This is a genomic window from Janthinobacterium sp. PC23-8 (assembly GCF_002250505.1).
Classification (GTDB): Bacteria; Pseudomonadota; Gammaproteobacteria; order Burkholderiales; family Burkholderiaceae_D; genus Janthinobacterium.
The window spans coordinates 1,950,847-1,968,738 of record NZ_NJGY01000001.1 but is presented as its reverse complement, the minus strand read 5'-3'; the positions used below and the strand labels follow the sequence as shown (position 1 = coordinate 1,968,738).

Here is a 17,892-nt window from a genome sequence, read left to right as displayed (position 1 = left end):
ATCGGGAGAGCGGCACCATGGATATCAGTCACACCATCACCAACCTTATCATCTTCGTGCTGGCCATTTATGTGGGCTACCACGTGGTCTGGACCGTCACGCCGGCACTGCATACGCCGCTGATGGCCGTCACCAACGCCATTTCGGCCATCATCATCGTCGGCGCCATGCTGGCCGCCGGCCTCACGCAAGGCCCGCTGGCCCAGGCGGCCGGCACCCTGGCCGTGGCGCTGGCGGCCGTCAATGTATTCGGCGGCTTCATGGTCACCCAGCGCATGCTCGAAATGTTCCGTAAAAAGGAACCGAAGGCCAAGCAGGGAGACAAGCCATGAACCACGCCATGAGTTTCGTCACCATGAACCTGGTGACGATGATGTACCTGATCGCCTCGGTGTGCTTTATCCAGGCCCTGAAAGGGCTGTCGTCGCCGGCCACGGCGCGCCGCGGCAATGCCTTCGGCATTTCCGGCATGGCGATCGCCGCCGTCACCACGGTGGCCCTGATCCTGAAACTGAAGGAGCAGCAGACCGGCGGCATGGGCTTGACCCTGGTCATCATCGGCATCGTCACCGGCGGCGCGATCGGCGCCTATCTGGCCAAAACCGTGGAAATGACCAAGATGCCGGAACTGGTGGCGGCCATGCATTCCCTGATAGGCCTGGCGGCCGTGTGCATCGCGGTCGCGGCCGTGTCGGAACCGTGGGCCTTCAATATCGCCGAGCAGGGCCAGGCACTGCCGATCGGTAACCGCTTCGAGCTGTTTATCGGCACCTTTGTCGGCGCCATCACCTTTTCCGGCTCGGTGATCGCCTTTGGCAAGCTGTCGGGCAAATACAAGTTCCGTCTGTTCCAGGGTGCGCCCGTCAGCTTCAAGGGCCAGCACCTGCTCAACCTGGTGCTGGCGCTGGTGATGGTCGGCCTGGGCCTGACGTTCTGCTTTGCCGACGGCGTCGAGCCGGCCTGGACGCCGTTCGTCATCATGGCCATCATCGCCTTTGCGCTGGGCGTGCTGATCATTATTCCGATCGGCGGCGCCGACATGCCGGTGGTGGTCTCCATGCTCAACAGCTATTCCGGCTGGGCGGCGGCCGGTATCGGTTTTTCGCTCAATAACTCGATGCTGATCATCGCGGGCTCCCTGGTGGGTTCGTCGGGTGCGATCCTGTCCTACATCATGTGCAAGGCGATGAACCGCTCGTTCTTCAACGTGATTTTGGGCGGCTTCGGCGGCGATGCGCCGGCGGCGGGGGCGGCCGGCGCGCAGGAACAGCGGCCCGTGAAATCGGGTTCGGCCGACGACGCCGCCTTTATCATGGGCAATGCGGAAACCGTGATCATCGTGCCCGGCTATGGCCTGGCCGTGGCGCGTGCCCAGCATTCCCTCAAAGAACTGGTGGAAAAGCTGACCCACAAGGGCGTCACCGTCAAGTATGCGATCCATCCGGTGGCCGGGCGCATGCCGGGCCATATGAACGTGTTGCTGGCCGAAGCCGAAGTGCCGTACGACCAGGTGTTCGAGATGGAGGACATCAACGGCGAATTCGGCCAGACCGACGTGGTGCTGGTGCTGGGCGCGAACGACGTCGTCAACCCGGCGGCGAAAGATCCGAAGTCGCCGATCGCCGGCATGCCCATCCTGGAAGCCTACAAGGCCAAGAGCATTATCGTCAACAAGCGCTCGATGGCCTCCGGTTATGCGGGCCTGGACAATGACCTGTTCTACCAGGCCAATACGATGATGGTGTTCGGCGACGCCAAGAAGGTCATCGAGGACATGCTCAAGGCCGTCGAGTAACGGTGATTCACGCGGCCGCGACCACCTGGTTGCGGCCCTGGTGCTTGGCCTGGTACAAGGCGCGGTCGGCGTCCGACATGGCCGCGTCCAGGGTGGCGCCACAGGCCAGGTTGGCCACGCCGATGCTCATCGTCACATGCAGCGCCGTGCCGTCGGGCAGCATGGTGGGGGCGCAAGCGACCGCAGCGCGGATGCGCTCGGCCACCTTGACGGCCTGGGCCAACGTCGTCTCCGGGAACAGCAGGCCGAATTCCTCGCCGCCCAGGCGCGCGCATATGTCGGTGACGCGGCCGGCCTGGCGCAGCACTTGCGCCACCGTGCGCAGCACGGCGTCACCGACGGCGTGGCCATGGCGGTCATTGATGGTCTTGAAGTGATCGAGGTCGGCCACGCCGACCGCCAGCAGGCTGTCGCTGCCGCTGTGACTGCCGCTGCCAATACGCATCGCGCGCGCCATCGCCTGCCCGGCCTGGGCTTCATAGGCGCGCCGGTTCGGCAGGCATGTGAGCGTGTCGCACAGCGCCTGCTGTTCCAGTTGCGCCAGCAGGCTGGCGTTTTTCGCCGCCAGCTCGCGCCGTTCGCGCACATCGATCAGAAAGGCGCCGAAGTAGCGCACGCCGTCGACCGCGCCCAGGTCCATGGCTTTCATTTCGATCGGGATCATCCGCGCATCGCGGTGGCGGATGGCAAATTCGCGTATCTTGCCGAGCACCTTGGAGGTGCGCGAACTGCGGATATAGGCCAATACCATGCCGTCATGCTGGGCCGCCAGCGCGTCGGGCAGCAGGCCGTTCAGGGGCTGACCCAGCAACTCTCCGCTGGCATAGCCCGACAGCGCCTGCATGGCGCCATTGATATAGCAGATGCGGCATTGCTCGTCGATGATGAGGACGGCGTCGAGCGCGTCTTCCAGCAGGCGGGAATACAGGACTTGGGGAAGCGCGGGCAGTGCATCTGTCATGGGGCTGGCCAGTATCCGATTGATCCCCATTGTCGCATCGCCCCGCTGTTTACTCCATGCCGGCGTGGCCGGCTGTGACGTTTTCGCCCGTGCCGTGCTCAGCGCTTGCCGTACATCATCAGTTCCGCCAGCGTTTTACGCGCGGGACTGACGATATCGAGCAAACCCAGCGACAGTCCCAGCATGGCCTGCGCGGGGCTGGAACCCGTAAAGATGCGCGCCATGGTGTCGGTCGCGCGCACCGTGGCGCCGCGGTCGGCCTGGCGCAATGTCGTGTACCTGGCCAGCCCTGCCGGGCCATGATCCTGCGCCAGCACGCGGGCCAGTACGGCCGCGTCGCGCAGGCCCAGGTTCAAGCCCTGGCCGGCGACAGGATGCAGGGTTTGCGCGGCATTGCCGATCGCCACCGTGCGCGCCGTGCCGGTCGCTTGCGCATTCAAGCCCAGCGGATAAGCCAGGCGCGCCGTGGCGTGCGTAAAACGCCCCAGGCGAGCGCCGAACGCATCGCCCAGGCGCGCCAGGAATGCGGCCTCGTCGAGCGCCAGCAACTGTTCGGCGCGCGCCGGCGGCACGCACCACACCAGCGCATAGCCGTCGTCCTGCGGCAGCAGCGCCAGCGGACCGTCGTCGGTAAAGCGTTCATAGGCGCGGTGCGCGACGGGCGCGTCCGCCTTCACCCACGCGATGATGGCGCTCTGGCCATAGTCGCGGCTATTGGCGCGTTCGGCCTGCTGGCCAAACAGGCCGCCTTCGGCCTGCGCCAGCAACTGCGCACGGATATCGGACGCCACGCCATCCTGTTCCAGCGTCACGGTCACGCCCTTGCCATCTTCCGTGCAGCAGGTGACCAGCGCCGGGCGCAAGGTGGTCACGCCCAGATCCTCGCACACCCCGGACAACAGCGCCACCACGTCGCCATAGCGCGCCACATAGCCGAGCGCATCGACGCCATGTTCGGCGCGGTCCATCAGGCTGCGCCCGAAGCGCCCGCGCCGCGATACGTGGATTTCATGGATAGCCGTGGCCGCCACCGGCCAGGCGCCCGCTTCTTCCAGGATCTGACGGCTGCCGTAGGACAGGGCGACGGTGCGCGGGTCGCGCCTGGCCTGCTCGATCGATTTGGCGTCGATCAGGGCGATGCCGGCCGGGTTGGTCAGATTCGCGCCGCGCCGTACCAGCAGGGCGGCCAGCGCCATGCCGACCGGGCCGGCGCCGCAGATGGCAAGATCGAAGGAAGACGGTGTAGGCATGCGGCGGTTCAATCCGGTGACATCAGTTGTTCGATTTCAGCCACGCTTTTCGGCGCCGTGCTGAAGATTTCATGGCCTTGCGGCGTGACCAGCACGTCGTCCTCGATGCGGATGCCGGTGTGCCAGAAGTGCTCCGGCACGCCGGCGGCAGGGCGCACATAGATGCCCGGCTCCACCGTCAGCACCATGCCCGCTTCGAGCAGCCGCCACGGCTTGCCTTCGGCCTGCGTGTCGCGGTAGGCGCCCACGTCGTGCACGTCCATGCCCAGCCAGTGGCTGGTGCCGTGCATGTAGAAGGGCATATAGGCCTTGTCGGCGATCACGTCCTGCACGCCGCCGCTGGTTTGCCGGTCCAACAGTTTCAGGTCCAGCATGCCCTGCGCCAGCACGGTGAGCGCCGCTTCGTGGATCAGGCTTTGCCGCAGGCCGGGGCGCACCATGTCGAGCGCGGCCTGCTGCGCCGCCAGCACCAGTTCATACAGGTCGCGCTGCGGCGCGGAAAAGCGGCCATTGACGGGCCAGGTGCGGGTGATGTCCGAGGCGTAGCCATCGAGCTCGCAGCCGGCGTCGACCAGCAGCAGTTCGCCGTCGTTCAGTACCGCGTCGTTGGCGCAGTAGTGCAGCACGCAGGCGTTGGCGCCGCCGGCGACGATGGAAGAATAGGCCGGGAACTGCGCGCCGCTGCGGCGAAACTCGTACAGCAGTTCGGCTTCGATTGCGTATTCATGCAGGCTTGGGCGGGTGGCGCGCATGGCGCGCACATGGGCCGCGCTGGCAATGGCGGCGGCGCGCCGCATCAGGTTCTGCTCTTGCGGGTCTTTCAGCAGGCGCATGGCGTCGAGCATGGGGCTGATATCGATGGCGCTGGCCGGCGGCAGCACGCCGCTGCGCGCCTTTTGCCGCACCGTCTGGCGCCACAGCTTGACTTGTGCGTCGAGGCTGCCGCCCATGGGGTAGTAGATGGCCGGCGCGTCGGTCAGCAGGCGCGCCATTTCCACGTCCAGTTCCTCGATCGCAAACGCCGCATCGAAGCCGAAGGCGGCGCGCGCCGCTTCCGGGCCGTGGCGAAAGCCATCCCAGATTTCGCGCTCGGCATGCCTGGCGCGGCAAAACAGCACGGCGCGCGCCGGCGCGGTGCTGCTGGCGGCCACCAGCGCCAGCGCGCTGTCCGGTTCGGCAAAACCGCTCAGATAGTAAAACGCGCTGTCGTGGCGATACGGGTAGTCGCAATCGCTGTTGCGCGCCACCTCGGGCGCGGTGGCGATAATGGCCACGCTGCCGGGCGGCATGTGCGCCATGACGGCCGCGCGCCGCGCCGCGTAATTGGCCATCATGACGGGGTGCCCGCCTTGACGCCGTTCAGCATGTCGAGCTGGGCCGGCGTGCCGACATTGGTCCACTCGCCCGGATAGATTTCGCCGCCGATGCGGCCCAGGTCCGCATACTTGCGCAGCAGGTCGCCCAGCCCCGCGTGCTCGCCGGGGGCGATGCCGTCGAACATTTCAGGGCGATACACGCCGATATTGGCAAACGTCCATTTCGGCTCGCCCGTATTGTTGATCGCATACAGGGTCAGGCCGAAGTCGCCGTGCGGGTGAAAATCGGGATTGGGCACCAGGTAGGTCCAGGCGATATCGCGCTGGTCTGGTGGATAAGGCGTGCCCAGCACGTCCTTGTCGGCCAGCACATCCCGTACCTGGCTGAAGTCGAAGTAGGGGCAATAGATGTCGCCGGAAATGGCCAGGAACGGCTCCTCGCCCAGCAGATGGCGGGCCTGGGCGATGCCGCCGGCCGTCTCCAGCGGGGTGGTTTCCGGTGAATACGCAATGCGCGCGCCGTACTGGCTGCCGTCGCCCAGGGTTGCTTCGATCAGGTGGCCGAGGTGGGAATGGTTGATGACGATCTCGGTAATGCCGGCGCGCACCAGGTTCAGCACGTGCCAGACGATCAGCGGACGGCCGCGCACTTTGAGCAGCGGTTTGGGGCAGGTATCGGTGAGCGGACGCATCCGTTCACCGCGGCCTGCGGCGAAGATCATGGCTTTCATGGGTCGGTCTTTTCAGTATCGGTGTTCGGCTCAGAAGGTATAGCCTACCTGCGGGGTCTTGTTCTCGAGCGCGTCGAGCAGGCGCACCAGCGGTTTGAGTTCCGTATAGCGGTTGGCCGTCTTGCGCACGTAGTCGAGCACGGTGGGCAGGTCGCCCATGTACAGCGGCTTGCCGTCGCGGTAGTTCAGGCGCGTGAACAGGCCGAGGATTTTCAGGTGGCGCTGCAGGGCCGTGAATTCGAAGTCGCGGTAAAACGCATCGATATCGGGATTGACAGGCAGGCCCAGCTGCTTGGCGCGCTGCCAGTAGCGGATCACCCAGTCGAGCACCAGTTCCTCATCCCACTGGATATAGGCGTCGCGCAGCAGCGAGGCGATATCGTAGGTGATGGGGCCGAACACGGCGTCCTGGAAGTCGAGGATGCCGGGGTTGGGCAGGGAGCCGTCGTTGACATGCATCAGGTTGCGCGAATGGTAGTCGCGGTGCATGAACACTTGTTGCTGCGACAGGATATTGGCCGTGATCGCCTCGAACACTTTGTTCAGCTGGGTTTCCTGCACGTCGGTCAGGGTGGCGCCCAGGTGCTTGCCGATAAACCATTCCGGGAACAGATTCATTTCGCGCAGAATGAAGGCGCGGTCGAATTCAGGCAGCACGCCCGGCGCGCTGGCCTGCTGGATTTTCATCAAGGACTCCAGCGCTTCGGCGTACAGCACCGCCGCGTTGTCGTGGTTCAGCGCATCGAGGTAGGTGGTGGTGCCGAGGTCGGACAGCAGCAAAAAGCCGTTATCCAGGTCCTGCGCGACGATCTCGGGCACGGACACGCCGGCGTTTTTCAGCAGGTGCGCCACCTTGACAAAGGCGGGCACGTTTTCACGTTCGGGCGGCGCATCCATGGCGATCAGGGTGGTGCCTGCCACGTTGGCGGCGCCCGGCAGGACGTCGAGCCGGTAGTAGCGGCGAAAGCTGGCGTCGCTCGACGCGGGGCGGGCGGAATCGGGCGCGACGAGGTTCAGCGTGCTCAACCAGGCTTTCAACAGGGTCAGGCGCGCGTCGGCGGGTGCCGGCGCGTTGGGGGAATGGGAAGACAATGACATTAAGCGGCCTGTGGAATCGGGTTGATGGTGCGCAGGACAGGAGAACCCCATTGCTGGCAGCGCTCCTCCCCGGGAGCCGTGCGTGCGACTTTCAGCGCACACGGCTCAAGCATGGTCCCTGTACAGGAACCGGCTTCGCAACGTGTAAATCGTTTGCGTGCACATGTATATGGCAATTTGGGTGCAATAATACGCCATTTCCAGGGGCCTCGGAACCACCTGGCACACGGCCCGGTGTGGCGTGGGCAGGCACCGATCACGCATGCATGCCCGGCCTCGCTCCTCCAGGGTAGGTATCGTAGACGAAGCCATAAGCACGAGCGGCCTTTTCCTGGCGCAGATCGACGGTGTAGGGCTGTGGCAATGTGCGAAAAAGGTCCCGTATGGTTTTCTGTACGCCGGCGCGCGCTTGCTGCTTCAGACGCCAGTCCAGTATCAGTTTTTCAGATTTCAGCTTGTCTAGCAAATCCTTTGCGAGGCGCCGCACAGCAAGCTCCTGTTCGCGGGTCAGCACCGGGTCTGGGCGGGTCAGAATATCGAAGATGACCAGTTCCTCTTCCGACAAGCCCAGCGCCACGCCGCGCTGCTCTTCGACACTTAAGGTATGGGCAAAGCGCTTGAGCTCGTTAAAAAACTGGTCGATATTTTTGCTGCCGGTGTTGTACTCATCGATCAGCTTCTGGAAGCGCTCGACAAAATTGATGCGCTGCGGGTTCTGGTCCGTCAAATCCTTCAGTTTCTTCCCGAGCGCCGCCTTCAATTGCTCGGCAGTGACATGTTGGCGCTTCCTGGTTTGAAAAGCGGCGTCGAGCGCCTCGAAATCGATTTCTGACAGGTTGATCAGCGCCGTCGGCATGCCCATCGCATCAATGCGGTAGCCTTCGGTCGCAATCGAATCGTCGAGCAATGCCTCGATGTCGCTCATCACGTTGCCGATGTCGACCGGCGGCATCAATGCCTTGACCTGACGCGCGAGGAAAGACAACGCAATCGATTTTGCGGCGTACCGCGATGCGCTGGCGTCCGGCAAGATGGTCTTGTAACGCTTGGCCACTTGTCCGGCCAGTTGCAGGAAGCGTCCCCTGGTCTCGTCGGTGGTGACAATGGCATCGACCGCATCCATCATCAGGCCGATGCGCTCGAAGCCCTGCGCCGCGATAATGGCCGGCAGGCCGATGCCCCGCACGGTACACCAGTCCTCGGCGCTGGCCAGCGCTTGCACCAACAAGGCAAGCAATTGCTCCTTGCCTTCGACCGGTACGTCGGCAGGGCCGGTGCCGCCTTTACCGGGGCGCGCGTAGATTGCCAGAGCGTCTTGCAGGCGCTGGAGGATGCCGATGTAATCGACAATCAGGCCGCTGGACTTGCCCTCTGCCACACGGTTGGCGCGGGCGATGGCTTGCATCAGTGTGTGGGCCTTCATCGGCTTGTCCAGATACAGTGTCGAGCAAGTCGGTACGTCGAAGCCGGTCATCCACATGGCGCAGACGAACACCATGCGCAAGTTCGATGCCGGGTTTTTGAAATCGTCTTCCAGCTTGCCGTTCAACATAAGGCGCCGGTGCGGCTCGATATCCACGCCCTTTGCTTTCAGCTCGTCCACCTCGTTCTGGCTCTGCGACACGACCACGGCCATGTCGGTCGAGGCCATCAGGGCAAGGCGTTCGCGCAGCGCATTTTCATGGTCGCCGCTGGCCTGGGCCAGTTGGCCCTTCAATTGCGTCATTGTCGCTTGCCAATGCGCCTGCACCTTGTCGTACATGCGCACGGCGGTCACTTTATCGATGCACACCATCATCGCCTTGCCGCGATAGCCGCGCCCGGTGAAATGCAGCACGATATCGGCGGCGATGGTCTCAAGGCGCCCGTCGCGGGTAATCAGGTGATACTGGCGCCCGAATTCGCGCTCCAACCGTTTTTCCTGTTCATCGTCGAGGGCCGCACTTTCCAGAATACCCTCAAGGTCGCTGTTCAGGTCGTCGTTCGTGAGCTGCAGTTCGGGAATGCGGTTCTCGTAATACAGCGGCACCGTTGCACCGTCCGCGACAGCCTGGGCGAAATTGTAGACCGACACATAGTCGCCAAATACCGCGCGGGTTTTTTCGTCTTCGCCGCTAATGAGCGGCGTACCGGTAAAGCCGATAAAGGCGGCGTTCGGCAATGCCTTGCGCATGTTCATGGCAAAGGTACCGTATTCGCTACGATGAGCTTCATCGGTCATCACGATGATGTCGGAGCGCATCGACAGCACCGGGTAAGATGCATCCGGGTCGCTGCGAAATTTCTGAATCAGTGTGAATACATGGCGCTGGTTGCCTGCCAGCAGTTCCTTCAAGTGTGCGGCGCTATCGGCTTGCGCTTTCGCGCCGCCGGTCGCGCCAGTGCAGGCAAACGTCTTGTAGATCTGGGTATCGAGCTCATCGCGGTCAGTGACCACCACGAAGGTCCACGCGCCCGGCAAGGTACGCAGGATTTTCTGCGTGAAGAACACCATCGACAAGCTCTTGCCGCTGCCCTGCGTGTGCCAGAATACCCCCAGTTTCCCCTGGTTTTCCTTCAGACTGGCGATGTCGACGATGGCCTTGTTTACTCCCAAAAACTGATGGTTCTTGGCAATTTTTTTGACGAGGCCGCCACGCACTTCTTCAAACAAGGTGAAATTTTCCACCATATCCAGCAAGCGCGCATGGTCCATGATGCCGCGTAGCGCCGTTTCCAGCGATACCCTGGCCGATTCCTCTTCACTGGAAATACGTTTCCATTCGGCGAAGTGTTCCCACATCGATGTCAGCGTGCCGATCTTCGTCTCGCGCCCGTTGGACAGCATGATGAGTGCGTTGTAATGGAATAGCTGAGGGATGCTCTGGCCACGGTAGTCGCGCAAATTGTCGTCGAACGCCGACTTCAGATTGACCGACAGTGCCTTGAACTCCAGAAATACCAGCGGCAATCCATTGATGAAGCCCACGCCGTCGCAACGGCGCCGGTACATATCGCTCCTGACCCAGAACTGGGTCGCGACGAAAAAATCATTGCGCGCCGGTTGCCGCCAGTCGATGACGGCGAGCGTTTCGATACTCATCGTGCCCTCGTCATCGGGCAGTGCAACCTTGACCCCATCGCGCAACAAGTTGTAAATGGCGCGATTGGCATTGACTGGCGTCTCGCGGCTGCGGTCGGCGCTCAGTTGCTCGACAGCTTGCTCGTAGGCAGCCGCCGGCAAGCCGGGGTTCAGCCGCTCAAGCGCAGCGCGCAAGCGGCGCGGCAGCACCACCTGATGCTCGCTTTCGCGCCCTTCCGTGCCCGCCTTGCCTATTTTTTCCTGATACAGGTCGGCGTGCGCCCAGCCCAGCGTTTGCAGCAGCGCGATTGCCGGTGCTTCCACCAGCAGCATCTCGCCGTAGGCGGCCGGCGCTTCGCGCGCATGAAGGGGAACTGCTTGTGCGGCGTTGTAGAGCATGGTTCCGGTCACTTCCGAAAGGTAAGTTCACATTCAGGAAAAACGCAACAACAATCCCTGATCGATGCCGTGCATTGACAGTCTTTACTGATAAATTTGACGGATTCGGGCAATCGACGCCATGAAATTATCCTTGATTAACAATGGCTTACGAAATCCTTGGTCAATCAGATTGACAAAACTTTGACACTTGAGCGGTTATTCACGTCTTTTTTGTCAATCCATAGCGCCGGCCGCCGCGCTCGCCCATCGCCTCCAGCATACCGTCCTCTACCATGCTCATCAACTCGCTGCGCAACTGCCGCTCCGGCACGTCCCTGCCTATCCGGTCATGAATCTCGCCGCGCTTTGCCACGCCGTAAATGTGCAAGTCACTGACGATCAGCTCGCGCAGCCGGTGGCGCTCGATGCCTTTCAACGAAGTGCGGCCACGGAAGTCGTGTGCGCGCAGCACGGCCGGGCTGACCGAGTAAGCGGTGCCCTTGGTCCGGCCTTTGGTGACCACGATACCGAAATGCTCCAGGCGCCCCAGCCAGGGCCTCAGCAAGTCGGCGCCCTTGATCGCCAGCGCCTTGCAAAGCTGCGTCGCCGTCATCGACTCATGCTGGGCAATCAAGCCCAGCATGATGCGTTCGCGGGCCTGCAACTGATAGGCGCGGTCGGCCTTGTCAATCAAGTCAATGACAGCAGGGTGCGCCACCCGGCGTTCCACCGTCACTGTCACCCGATCATCGCCTTCCACCACCACCGGACCGGGCCGACCACTCGCCAGCAGCACTTCATACATCTTGTCAAAACCCGACCCCTCGCGCTCCATCAGGCGCAGGTCATAAAAGACTTGCGCCAGATGGTCATTGCGTTTTTTCGTCGTATGCAAGATATTGGCCGCCGTCACACCCAGCGGCAGCAAGCCCGGGTTGTGCACTTCCAGCCGGTCCGGGTACAAACAGATGAAAATATCGCCGCCCTGCGTATAGGGCCGATGCACCAGCGCATTGGCCAACAGTTCACGCACGACCACTTCGTCGAAGTGCGGAATGTTCTTGCGGAACAGGCCGTCAGGGAATTCATAACTGTCCTGCCAATCCGGCACGTCGCGCCAGATGGCTTCGATCAGTTCCTGCGGGTTCAGGCTGTATTCATCCCACGTGCGTTTGAATACCTTGTTGCCCAGCTCGTCGTAACGGATGAACTGGACAATCGGCGCATGGCGCAGCACGGCGCGGTCATTGCGCAAGCCCAGCCACAGCACCCCCAGATTGGTCAGGCAATCATCGCGCACCATCAGGTAGTGCTCCAGCATTTCGCGATCCGACTTTTGCTTCACGCGTTCGCTGACCCGGTCGGAGCTGCGAATGAGGCGCAGGAAGTCGCGCACCTTGCCGGTATCCATCTGCTGCGTTGACACTTGCCGCATCGGCTGGGCTTCCCATACGAAAGCCGACTTGTCGTTCATCAGGCGCCCGAGGTCTTCCGGCATCAGACGGCGCGACTCGTCGGCCACGCGCAAAAAATAGCGCCCGTCCGACGTGGCGGCGATGTTCTGCCGCGATGGAAAAACTTGCAGCAACAGGATTTCGCCGCCGTTCTCCGTGACTTCCCGGGTCACCGAAATGGACACGTTCACCGTCAGGCTGGGAATCATTTTTTGCAGCTTGCCGAGCTGCGCATCGCTCACGCGCTGCCCGGGCTCCGGCGCGCTGGCATCGTCCTCGATGCCGATGTCGATACGGCCGCCGCTGGCATTGGCAAAGGCCACGCAATCGCCGGCCAAATCGCGCAAGCCCACATCGCCGCCCTTGAGCACCTTCAACGACTTCTTGTCGTAGAGCTGGTTTTCTTCGCTCATGCGGCCATGTCCCCGGGCATCGGCATTGTCGAAACGTCCAGTTCGCCTGAAATCAGGCGTGGCAACAGCAGGTCGCGGGTTTGGCGGAGATTGATATTCTTCAACTCCAGATTGCGGGCAAGTTTTTGGAGTGGATCAACCGCTTGGTCAAAGCGGATAACCATCTCTTCGGGCGGTATTGCGATTTTCATCGCATGGACATGATTACGATTTAACGTAGGCACTGCAGCACCTCCCACAACTGCCGAGAAATCTATCCCCGACAACATATGAAAGCCATATAAAGGAGATACCCGTACAAATTCTTTCACCCAAAGAGCAGTGTTCAGAGGCCAAAAATCTTCAGTAACATACATTACCTTGCCAATTGTGCCAGAGCGGCCTGTGACTACACCCGGACCATCAGCCCGTTTTTCCGTGTGGTAAGCAATTACACCGGATGCGGCAATAATGGGAAATTGGCCCGGATTTCTATCGCCTGCTGGCAGATCAAAACCACGCTGCAATACTAGTGCTTTGTCCAACGTTTCGACGTCCCACCCCTCGGGTACAGGCCCAAGTTCCGATTCGACGAGCGGCACGGTTTTATGGCCCGGAAATTGGAAGTTCACAAACCATTCCTCGTAAATCCGCCGTGCCATCTCTTTCAGAATTGTAATACGTCGAGCGTTATTTTCAATCAGGTCATCGTAGGTGGATAGTATCTCAGCGATACGGAATTGTTCCTGCGAAGAAGGCAGAGTTGGCAGGATTAATCCTCTAATATCCTTCAAATTCAAGTGATGTACTGTCGAACCATTTGATTGAGACTTAAATCGCCCCTGAATTTCATCTCCAAGCAATAAATAGAGAAGATATTCAGGATGAATTTTCCTGGCGTTAGGCCGTATGTGTACAGTTCGCTGTCCTAAGCAAACTTTTATACCTCGAGGAATTATTGCGATGTTCCCTACAGGAGCTTCACGGGAAAAAATCAAATCCCGATATCTAGGCACCCCACGCCTTGTCCATTTTATATAGGTTTCCTCAGATACACGATTAACCCCCTCAAGATTGAGTCGTCCTCGCCCGATATTTGGAGTCCTAATTGATGGGTAACCGTCTTTCTGGATTGGCGCAGTTTTATGCTCGCAATCGACGATGAAATCACAAACGGAGTCCAGTGATAGCGGTACAGTACTCATCAGTTTCTTTCCTGCAGAAGGGCATCGATTCCTTCCGAAATTTTTATTTCTAAATCGCCCGCAGCACTATTCAGAGCGATAAGTTCTTCATGCAACTCTTCAAGTCTCTCTGTAAATACAAAATCGTCGGCAACCTTTCCCGCCACCCCAACATACCGCCCCGGATTCAAGCTCCACCCCTGCGCCTCGATCTCGGCCAAGGTCGCCACCTTGCACAAGCCTGCCACATCGGCATAGACGCCGGCAGGAAAATGCTGCGCCATCAGTTCGTCGCTGCCGTGCATGGTTTCAGGCTGCTCGCCGCGATACAGGCGCGCGATATTGGACAGCAATTCGCACTGGGCTGGCGTGAAGTCGCGCACCGAGCGGGTGACTTGCCGGTAGATATGGCGGGCGTCGATGAACAGCACCTTGTCCTTGCGTTCACTGGTACGCTTGCCCTTGTCGAAGAACCACAGCGTGCAAGGCAGCGTCACCGTGTAGAAAAAATTGCTGCCGATGCTGACTACCGCATCGACGCTGCCCGACTGCAGGATTTGCTTGCGGATTTCCAGTTCGCTGCCGCGCGCGTCGCCGGCGGAGTTGGCCATCACGAAGCCGGCGCGGCCGGTGTCGTTCAGCGCGCTGTAAAAATATTGTATCCACAGGTAATTGGCATTGTCGGTGCTGGGCACGCCGAATGGCAGGCGTGGGTCGCCCTGGATGCGCTCCTTGTCGATGCCGCTGACGTTGAAGGGCGGATTGGCCATCACGAAATCGAACTTGCCCTTGCCGTTCTTGCCGACGCTTTCGTGCGGGTCTTCAAAGAAACTGTTGGCCACGCGCACGTCGCCCGACAAGCCATGCACTGCCAGATTCATCTTGCCGAGCTTGACGGTATCCGACGATTTTTCGGTGCCGAACACGGCCAGCTCATCGACTGCGCGCCGTTGATGGGCCGTGACGAACGCCGCGCTCTGAACAAACATGCCGCTGGAACCGCAGGCAGGGTCGAAAATCCTGCCATGGTAGGGTTCCAGAATCTCGACTATCAGCTTGACGATGCTGGTCGGGGTGTAGAACACGCCGCCCTTTTGCCCTTCGGCCATGGCAAACTTGCCGAGAAAATATTCGTAGACCTTGCCAAAGGCGTCACCCTCGACATTTACCGGCGCCAGCAGGCGCAACAGTTGTTGTATGACTGCATTGTCGAGCTTGGCGTAGCCGCGTGGCAGCACGCCGCGCAAGTCTTCGTTTTCCCACTCGATGGCTGCCATCGCGTCGTTGACAGCCTTGCTCAAGTTCTCGCCTTCCTCCAGATCAAGCAGGTAGCTCAATCGCGCAGGCTCGGGCAGGTACAGTACGCCCTCGGCCTGGAAGTCGGTCTTGTCGATATCGGCTTTTTCCTTGCCATCGGCAGCGAAGCGCGCTTCTGCATCGGTAAATTTCTTTTCTGCGTAGCGCAGGAAAAGCAGACCCAGTACGGGGGTGGAAAACTCCGACGGCTTCAGGTCGGTCATCGCCCATAGCTGGTTGGCTGCGGCCCACAAGCGGTTTTCGAGATCTTGCAGCGTGGTTGAACTTGTCATTTTGTATCAATTTCTGGAAGGCTGTTGCGTGACGGCTGAACCGTGAGTGTTTCTTCTTGGCCAATGATTGTAACAAATCACCGTATACAGAAATCGCGCCATGTACCATGTATACAGATGCCGTGGCTGAAAAATGGGCGTCCGCATGATGGTGGTATGTATTCCGGTGATTGTGCTGCTGAAGAGACCGCTCATCGTCTATCACTTGACGGGCAATGTGGAATTGACAAGACAGATGGCCAAAGCGCGGCTTGCGCCATCCATCGTCGCCGATGCTGCCGCTTTGCGGTCGGGTCCAGCTAGCTGAACTTTAAAGGCGTGTCGCACGTATTCCCATATAATAGGGGATTAAAATCAAAAAATCGCCTCTCAATGGTGCTTGCCCCTTCGAATTCATGAGCTGGTTTTCGGCCTCCCCCCCTTCACAGCGCTGGGCTTTTGCCATCAGCGCGCTCGTCACCGCCACGGCGGTGCCTGCCCACGCCCAGAAAGCGCCCCGCCCGGCGCATGTGGAAGATGTGGATGCGCCCACCGTCATGACGGCGGAGAGCATGAGCGGACGGCCGGAACGCGAGCTCAATCTGAACAGCAATGTGGTGATCGAGCGGGGGAAAACCACAAAAATGACGGCCGATACAGCTTGTTACAAACAAGTTGAAGATGAATTCGATGCCGAAGGCCGTATCAAGATGTGGCGCTTCGGCGATTACTACACGGGCGACGTGATGAAGCTGAACATGGAGACCGGCAAGGGTTTCCTGCTCAACCCCACCTACCAGTTTGAGGTGGGCGGCGGGCGCGGCAAGGCCGAGCGCGTCGACTTCATCAACCAGGACGAAGCGACGGTCATCGACGGCACCTACAGTACTTGCACCGGCCCGAACCCCGACTGGTACCTCAAGTCGAGCACCCTGAACCTGGACACGGGCCGCGACGTCGGCACGGGCAGCAAGACCATTATCTATTTCAAGGACGTGCCGATCCTGGGTACGCCCGGCATCTCGTTCTCGCTGTCGGGCGCGCGCCGCTCGGGCTGGCTGGCGCCGACGCCGGGCTTCAACTCGAAAAACGGCTTCGAACTGCTGGTGCCGTATTACGTCAATATCGCGCCGAACCGCGACCTGACCCTGTATCCCAGATACATACAACGGCGCGGCATCCAGCTTGGCGGCGTCGGACGCTACCTGGGCGAGACCGACGCGGGCCTGTACAGCGGCGAAACCTCGATCGAGTATTTGCCAAACGACAAGCAGACCAAGACCAACCGCTACCTGATCAAGACGCGCCATGAGCAGGCGCTGGCGTCGGGCTGGACTTATGGCTGGGATGCGCGCGACGCGTCGGACAATAACTATCCGAGCGACTTTTCGAAAAACGTGGCCGGCGCCACCGAGCGCCAGCTGCTGCGCGAGCTGCGCACCGATTACCGCACCGAGGACTGGAGCCTGACGGCGCGCGTGCAGAATTACCAGGTGCTGCAGGACCCGGCCGCCGCGACCGATCCCAGCCTGACCGTGACGCGTCCGTATGATCGTTTGCCGTCGATTAACTTCCATGCTGGTAAGTATGATGTCTGGGGCGGTTTCGATTGGACGCTCGACAGCGAAGTGACGCGTTTCGTGCACCCGACCCTGGTGCAGGGTTCGCGCATGGTGGTGGTGCCGCAGATCAGTTTCCCGGTCGTGCGCCCCGGCTACTTCATCACGCCCAAGCTGATGCTGAACGCCAGCGCGTATCAGCTCGACAACAACGCCACCACCAAGGCGCAGTTCCCGAATACCTCGTTTTCGCGCGCGGTTCCCACCGTGTCGGTCGACAGCGGCCTGGTGTTCGAGCGCGACAGCAATCTGTTCGGCGGCAAGGATGCCAAGGGCGGCACGCAAACGCTGGAGCCGCGCCTGTTCTATGTCTATACGCCGTACCGCGACCAGTCGCAGTTCCCCAATTTCGACACGGCCGACGGCACCTTCAACCTGACGCAGATCTTCACGGAAAACCGCTTTGTCGGCAGCGACCGCATCGGCGACGCCAACCAGGTGACGGCGGCGGTAGTCTCGCGCTTCCTGCAGGCCGATGGCGCCGAGCGCATGCGTTTGACCTTCGGCCAGCGTTTCTACTTTGCCGACCAGCGCGTGCAGCTCGCGTCCACCACGCCGGTCAACCAGTCGCGCTCGGACATGCTGCTGGCCGCCACCGGCCGCGTGTCGGAAACCTGGACCGTCGACAGCCTGGTACAGTACAACCCGAGCGACAGCCAGCTGGTCAGTTCGACCTATTCGGTCCAATACCAGCCAGGTCCGAAGAAAGTATTGAATCTCAGCAACCGTTTCCAGCGCGGCAGCTTCCGCAATGTCGAAGTGTCGACCCAATGGCCGCTGAGCGACCGCCTGTACGGCGTGGGCCGGGTCAGCTACTCGCTGCTCGACCGCCGCCTGCTCGAGGGCCTGATTGGCCTCGAATACAAGGGTGACTGCTGGGTGTTCCGCATGGGCGCGCAGCGCTTCGTGACCTCGGCCCTGAAATCGTCGACGCCGATCTTTTTCCAGCTGGAATTGACGGGCCTGTCGAACGGCCTGGGCCTGGGCGCCAATGGCCTGGAAACATTTACAAAAACGATCCCTGGCTATCAGGCATTGAACCCGCCTATCCGTTAAGATGGGCGCTGCTGCCGCCGCCGGCG

At 61.0% G+C, this 17,892-nt stretch carries 12 protein-coding genes; 3 read left to right on the top strand and 9 right to left on the bottom strand.

Annotation, left to right across the window (positions count from 1 at the left end):
• The first annotated feature begins 17 nt into the window (after positions 1-17).
• Both CD932_RS08530 and CD932_RS08525 read left to right on the top strand, forming a co-directional pair.
• The gene (locus CD932_RS08530) at positions 18-332 is read left to right on the top strand and encodes an NAD(P) transhydrogenase subunit alpha (protein ID WP_094442260.1); all 315 of its coding nucleotides are present in this window, start codon (positions 18-20) and stop codon (positions 330-332) included.
• Between the two features lie 8 nt (positions 333-340).
• Entirely contained in the window at positions 341-1,795 is a 1,455-nt protein-coding gene (locus tag CD932_RS08525) for an NAD(P)(+) transhydrogenase (Re/Si-specific) subunit beta (RefSeq protein WP_094443540.1), read from the top strand.
• 7 nt (positions 1,796-1,802) lie between these two features.
• Here CD932_RS08525 and CD932_RS08520 read toward each other — a convergent pair whose 3' ends face one another.
• The 9 genes from CD932_RS08520 to CD932_RS08480 all read right to left on the bottom strand — a co-directional run bounded on the left by CD932_RS08520 (position 1,803) and on the right by CD932_RS08480 (position 15,212).
• The gene (locus CD932_RS08520; RefSeq protein ID WP_176460914.1) at positions 1,803-2,756 is read right to left on the bottom strand and encodes a sensor domain-containing diguanylate cyclase; all 954 of its coding nucleotides are present in this window, start codon (positions 2,754-2,756) and stop codon (positions 1,803-1,805) included.
• Between the two features lie 98 nt (positions 2,757-2,854).
• Complete coding sequence (locus tag CD932_RS08515; protein WP_094442258.1) at positions 2,855-4,006, bottom strand: FAD-dependent monooxygenase; 1,152 nt, start codon at positions 4,004-4,006, stop codon at positions 2,855-2,857.
• Positions 4,007-4,014: 8 nt separating this feature from the next.
• Positions 4,015-5,337 (bottom strand): aminopeptidase P N-terminal domain-containing protein, encoded by a 1,323-nt coding sequence (locus tag CD932_RS08510; RefSeq protein WP_176460980.1) that lies wholly within the window; start codon positions 5,335-5,337, stop codon positions 4,015-4,017.
• Positions 5,337-6,053 (bottom strand): N-acetylmuramate alpha-1-phosphate uridylyltransferase MurU, encoded by a 717-nt coding sequence (gene murU, locus CD932_RS08505; RefSeq protein WP_094442256.1) that lies wholly within the window; start codon positions 6,051-6,053, stop codon positions 5,337-5,339. The genes CD932_RS08510 and murU overlap by 1 nt, the downstream gene beginning before the upstream one ends.
• Positions 6,054-6,083: 30 nt before the next feature.
• Complete coding sequence (locus CD932_RS08500; protein ID WP_094442255.1) at positions 6,084-7,151, bottom strand: aminoglycoside phosphotransferase family protein; 1,068 nt, start codon at positions 7,149-7,151, stop codon at positions 6,084-6,086.
• Between the two features lie 256 nt (positions 7,152-7,407).
• Complete coding sequence (locus CD932_RS08495) at positions 7,408-10,611, bottom strand: type I restriction endonuclease subunit R (protein ID WP_094442254.1); 3,204 nt, start codon at positions 10,609-10,611, stop codon at positions 7,408-7,410.
• Between the two features lie 202 nt (positions 10,612-10,813).
• Positions 10,814-12,460: an ATP-binding protein gene (locus CD932_RS08490; protein ID WP_094442253.1), complete on the bottom strand. Its 1,647-nt coding sequence runs from the start codon at positions 12,458-12,460 to the stop codon at positions 10,814-10,816.
• The gene (locus tag CD932_RS08485; RefSeq protein WP_094442252.1) at positions 12,457-13,644 is read right to left on the bottom strand and encodes a restriction endonuclease subunit S; all 1,188 of its coding nucleotides are present in this window, start codon (positions 13,642-13,644) and stop codon (positions 12,457-12,459) included. Before CD932_RS08485 ends, CD932_RS08490 begins: the two co-directional genes overlap by 4 nt.
• The gene (locus CD932_RS08480) at positions 13,644-15,212 is read right to left on the bottom strand and encodes a class I SAM-dependent DNA methyltransferase (protein WP_094442251.1); all 1,569 of its coding nucleotides are present in this window, start codon (positions 15,210-15,212) and stop codon (positions 13,644-13,646) included. The genes CD932_RS08485 and CD932_RS08480 overlap by 1 nt, the downstream gene beginning before the upstream one ends.
• Before the next feature lie 395 nt (positions 15,213-15,607).
• On the opposite strand from CD932_RS08480, the gene CD932_RS08475 reads away from it, so the two are divergent.
• Positions 15,608-17,866, top strand: a complete 2,259-nt coding sequence (locus CD932_RS08475) for an LPS-assembly protein LptD (RefSeq protein ID WP_094442250.1) — start codon at positions 15,608-15,610, stop codon at positions 17,864-17,866.
• The last annotated feature ends 26 nt before the right edge of the window (positions 17,867-17,892 follow it).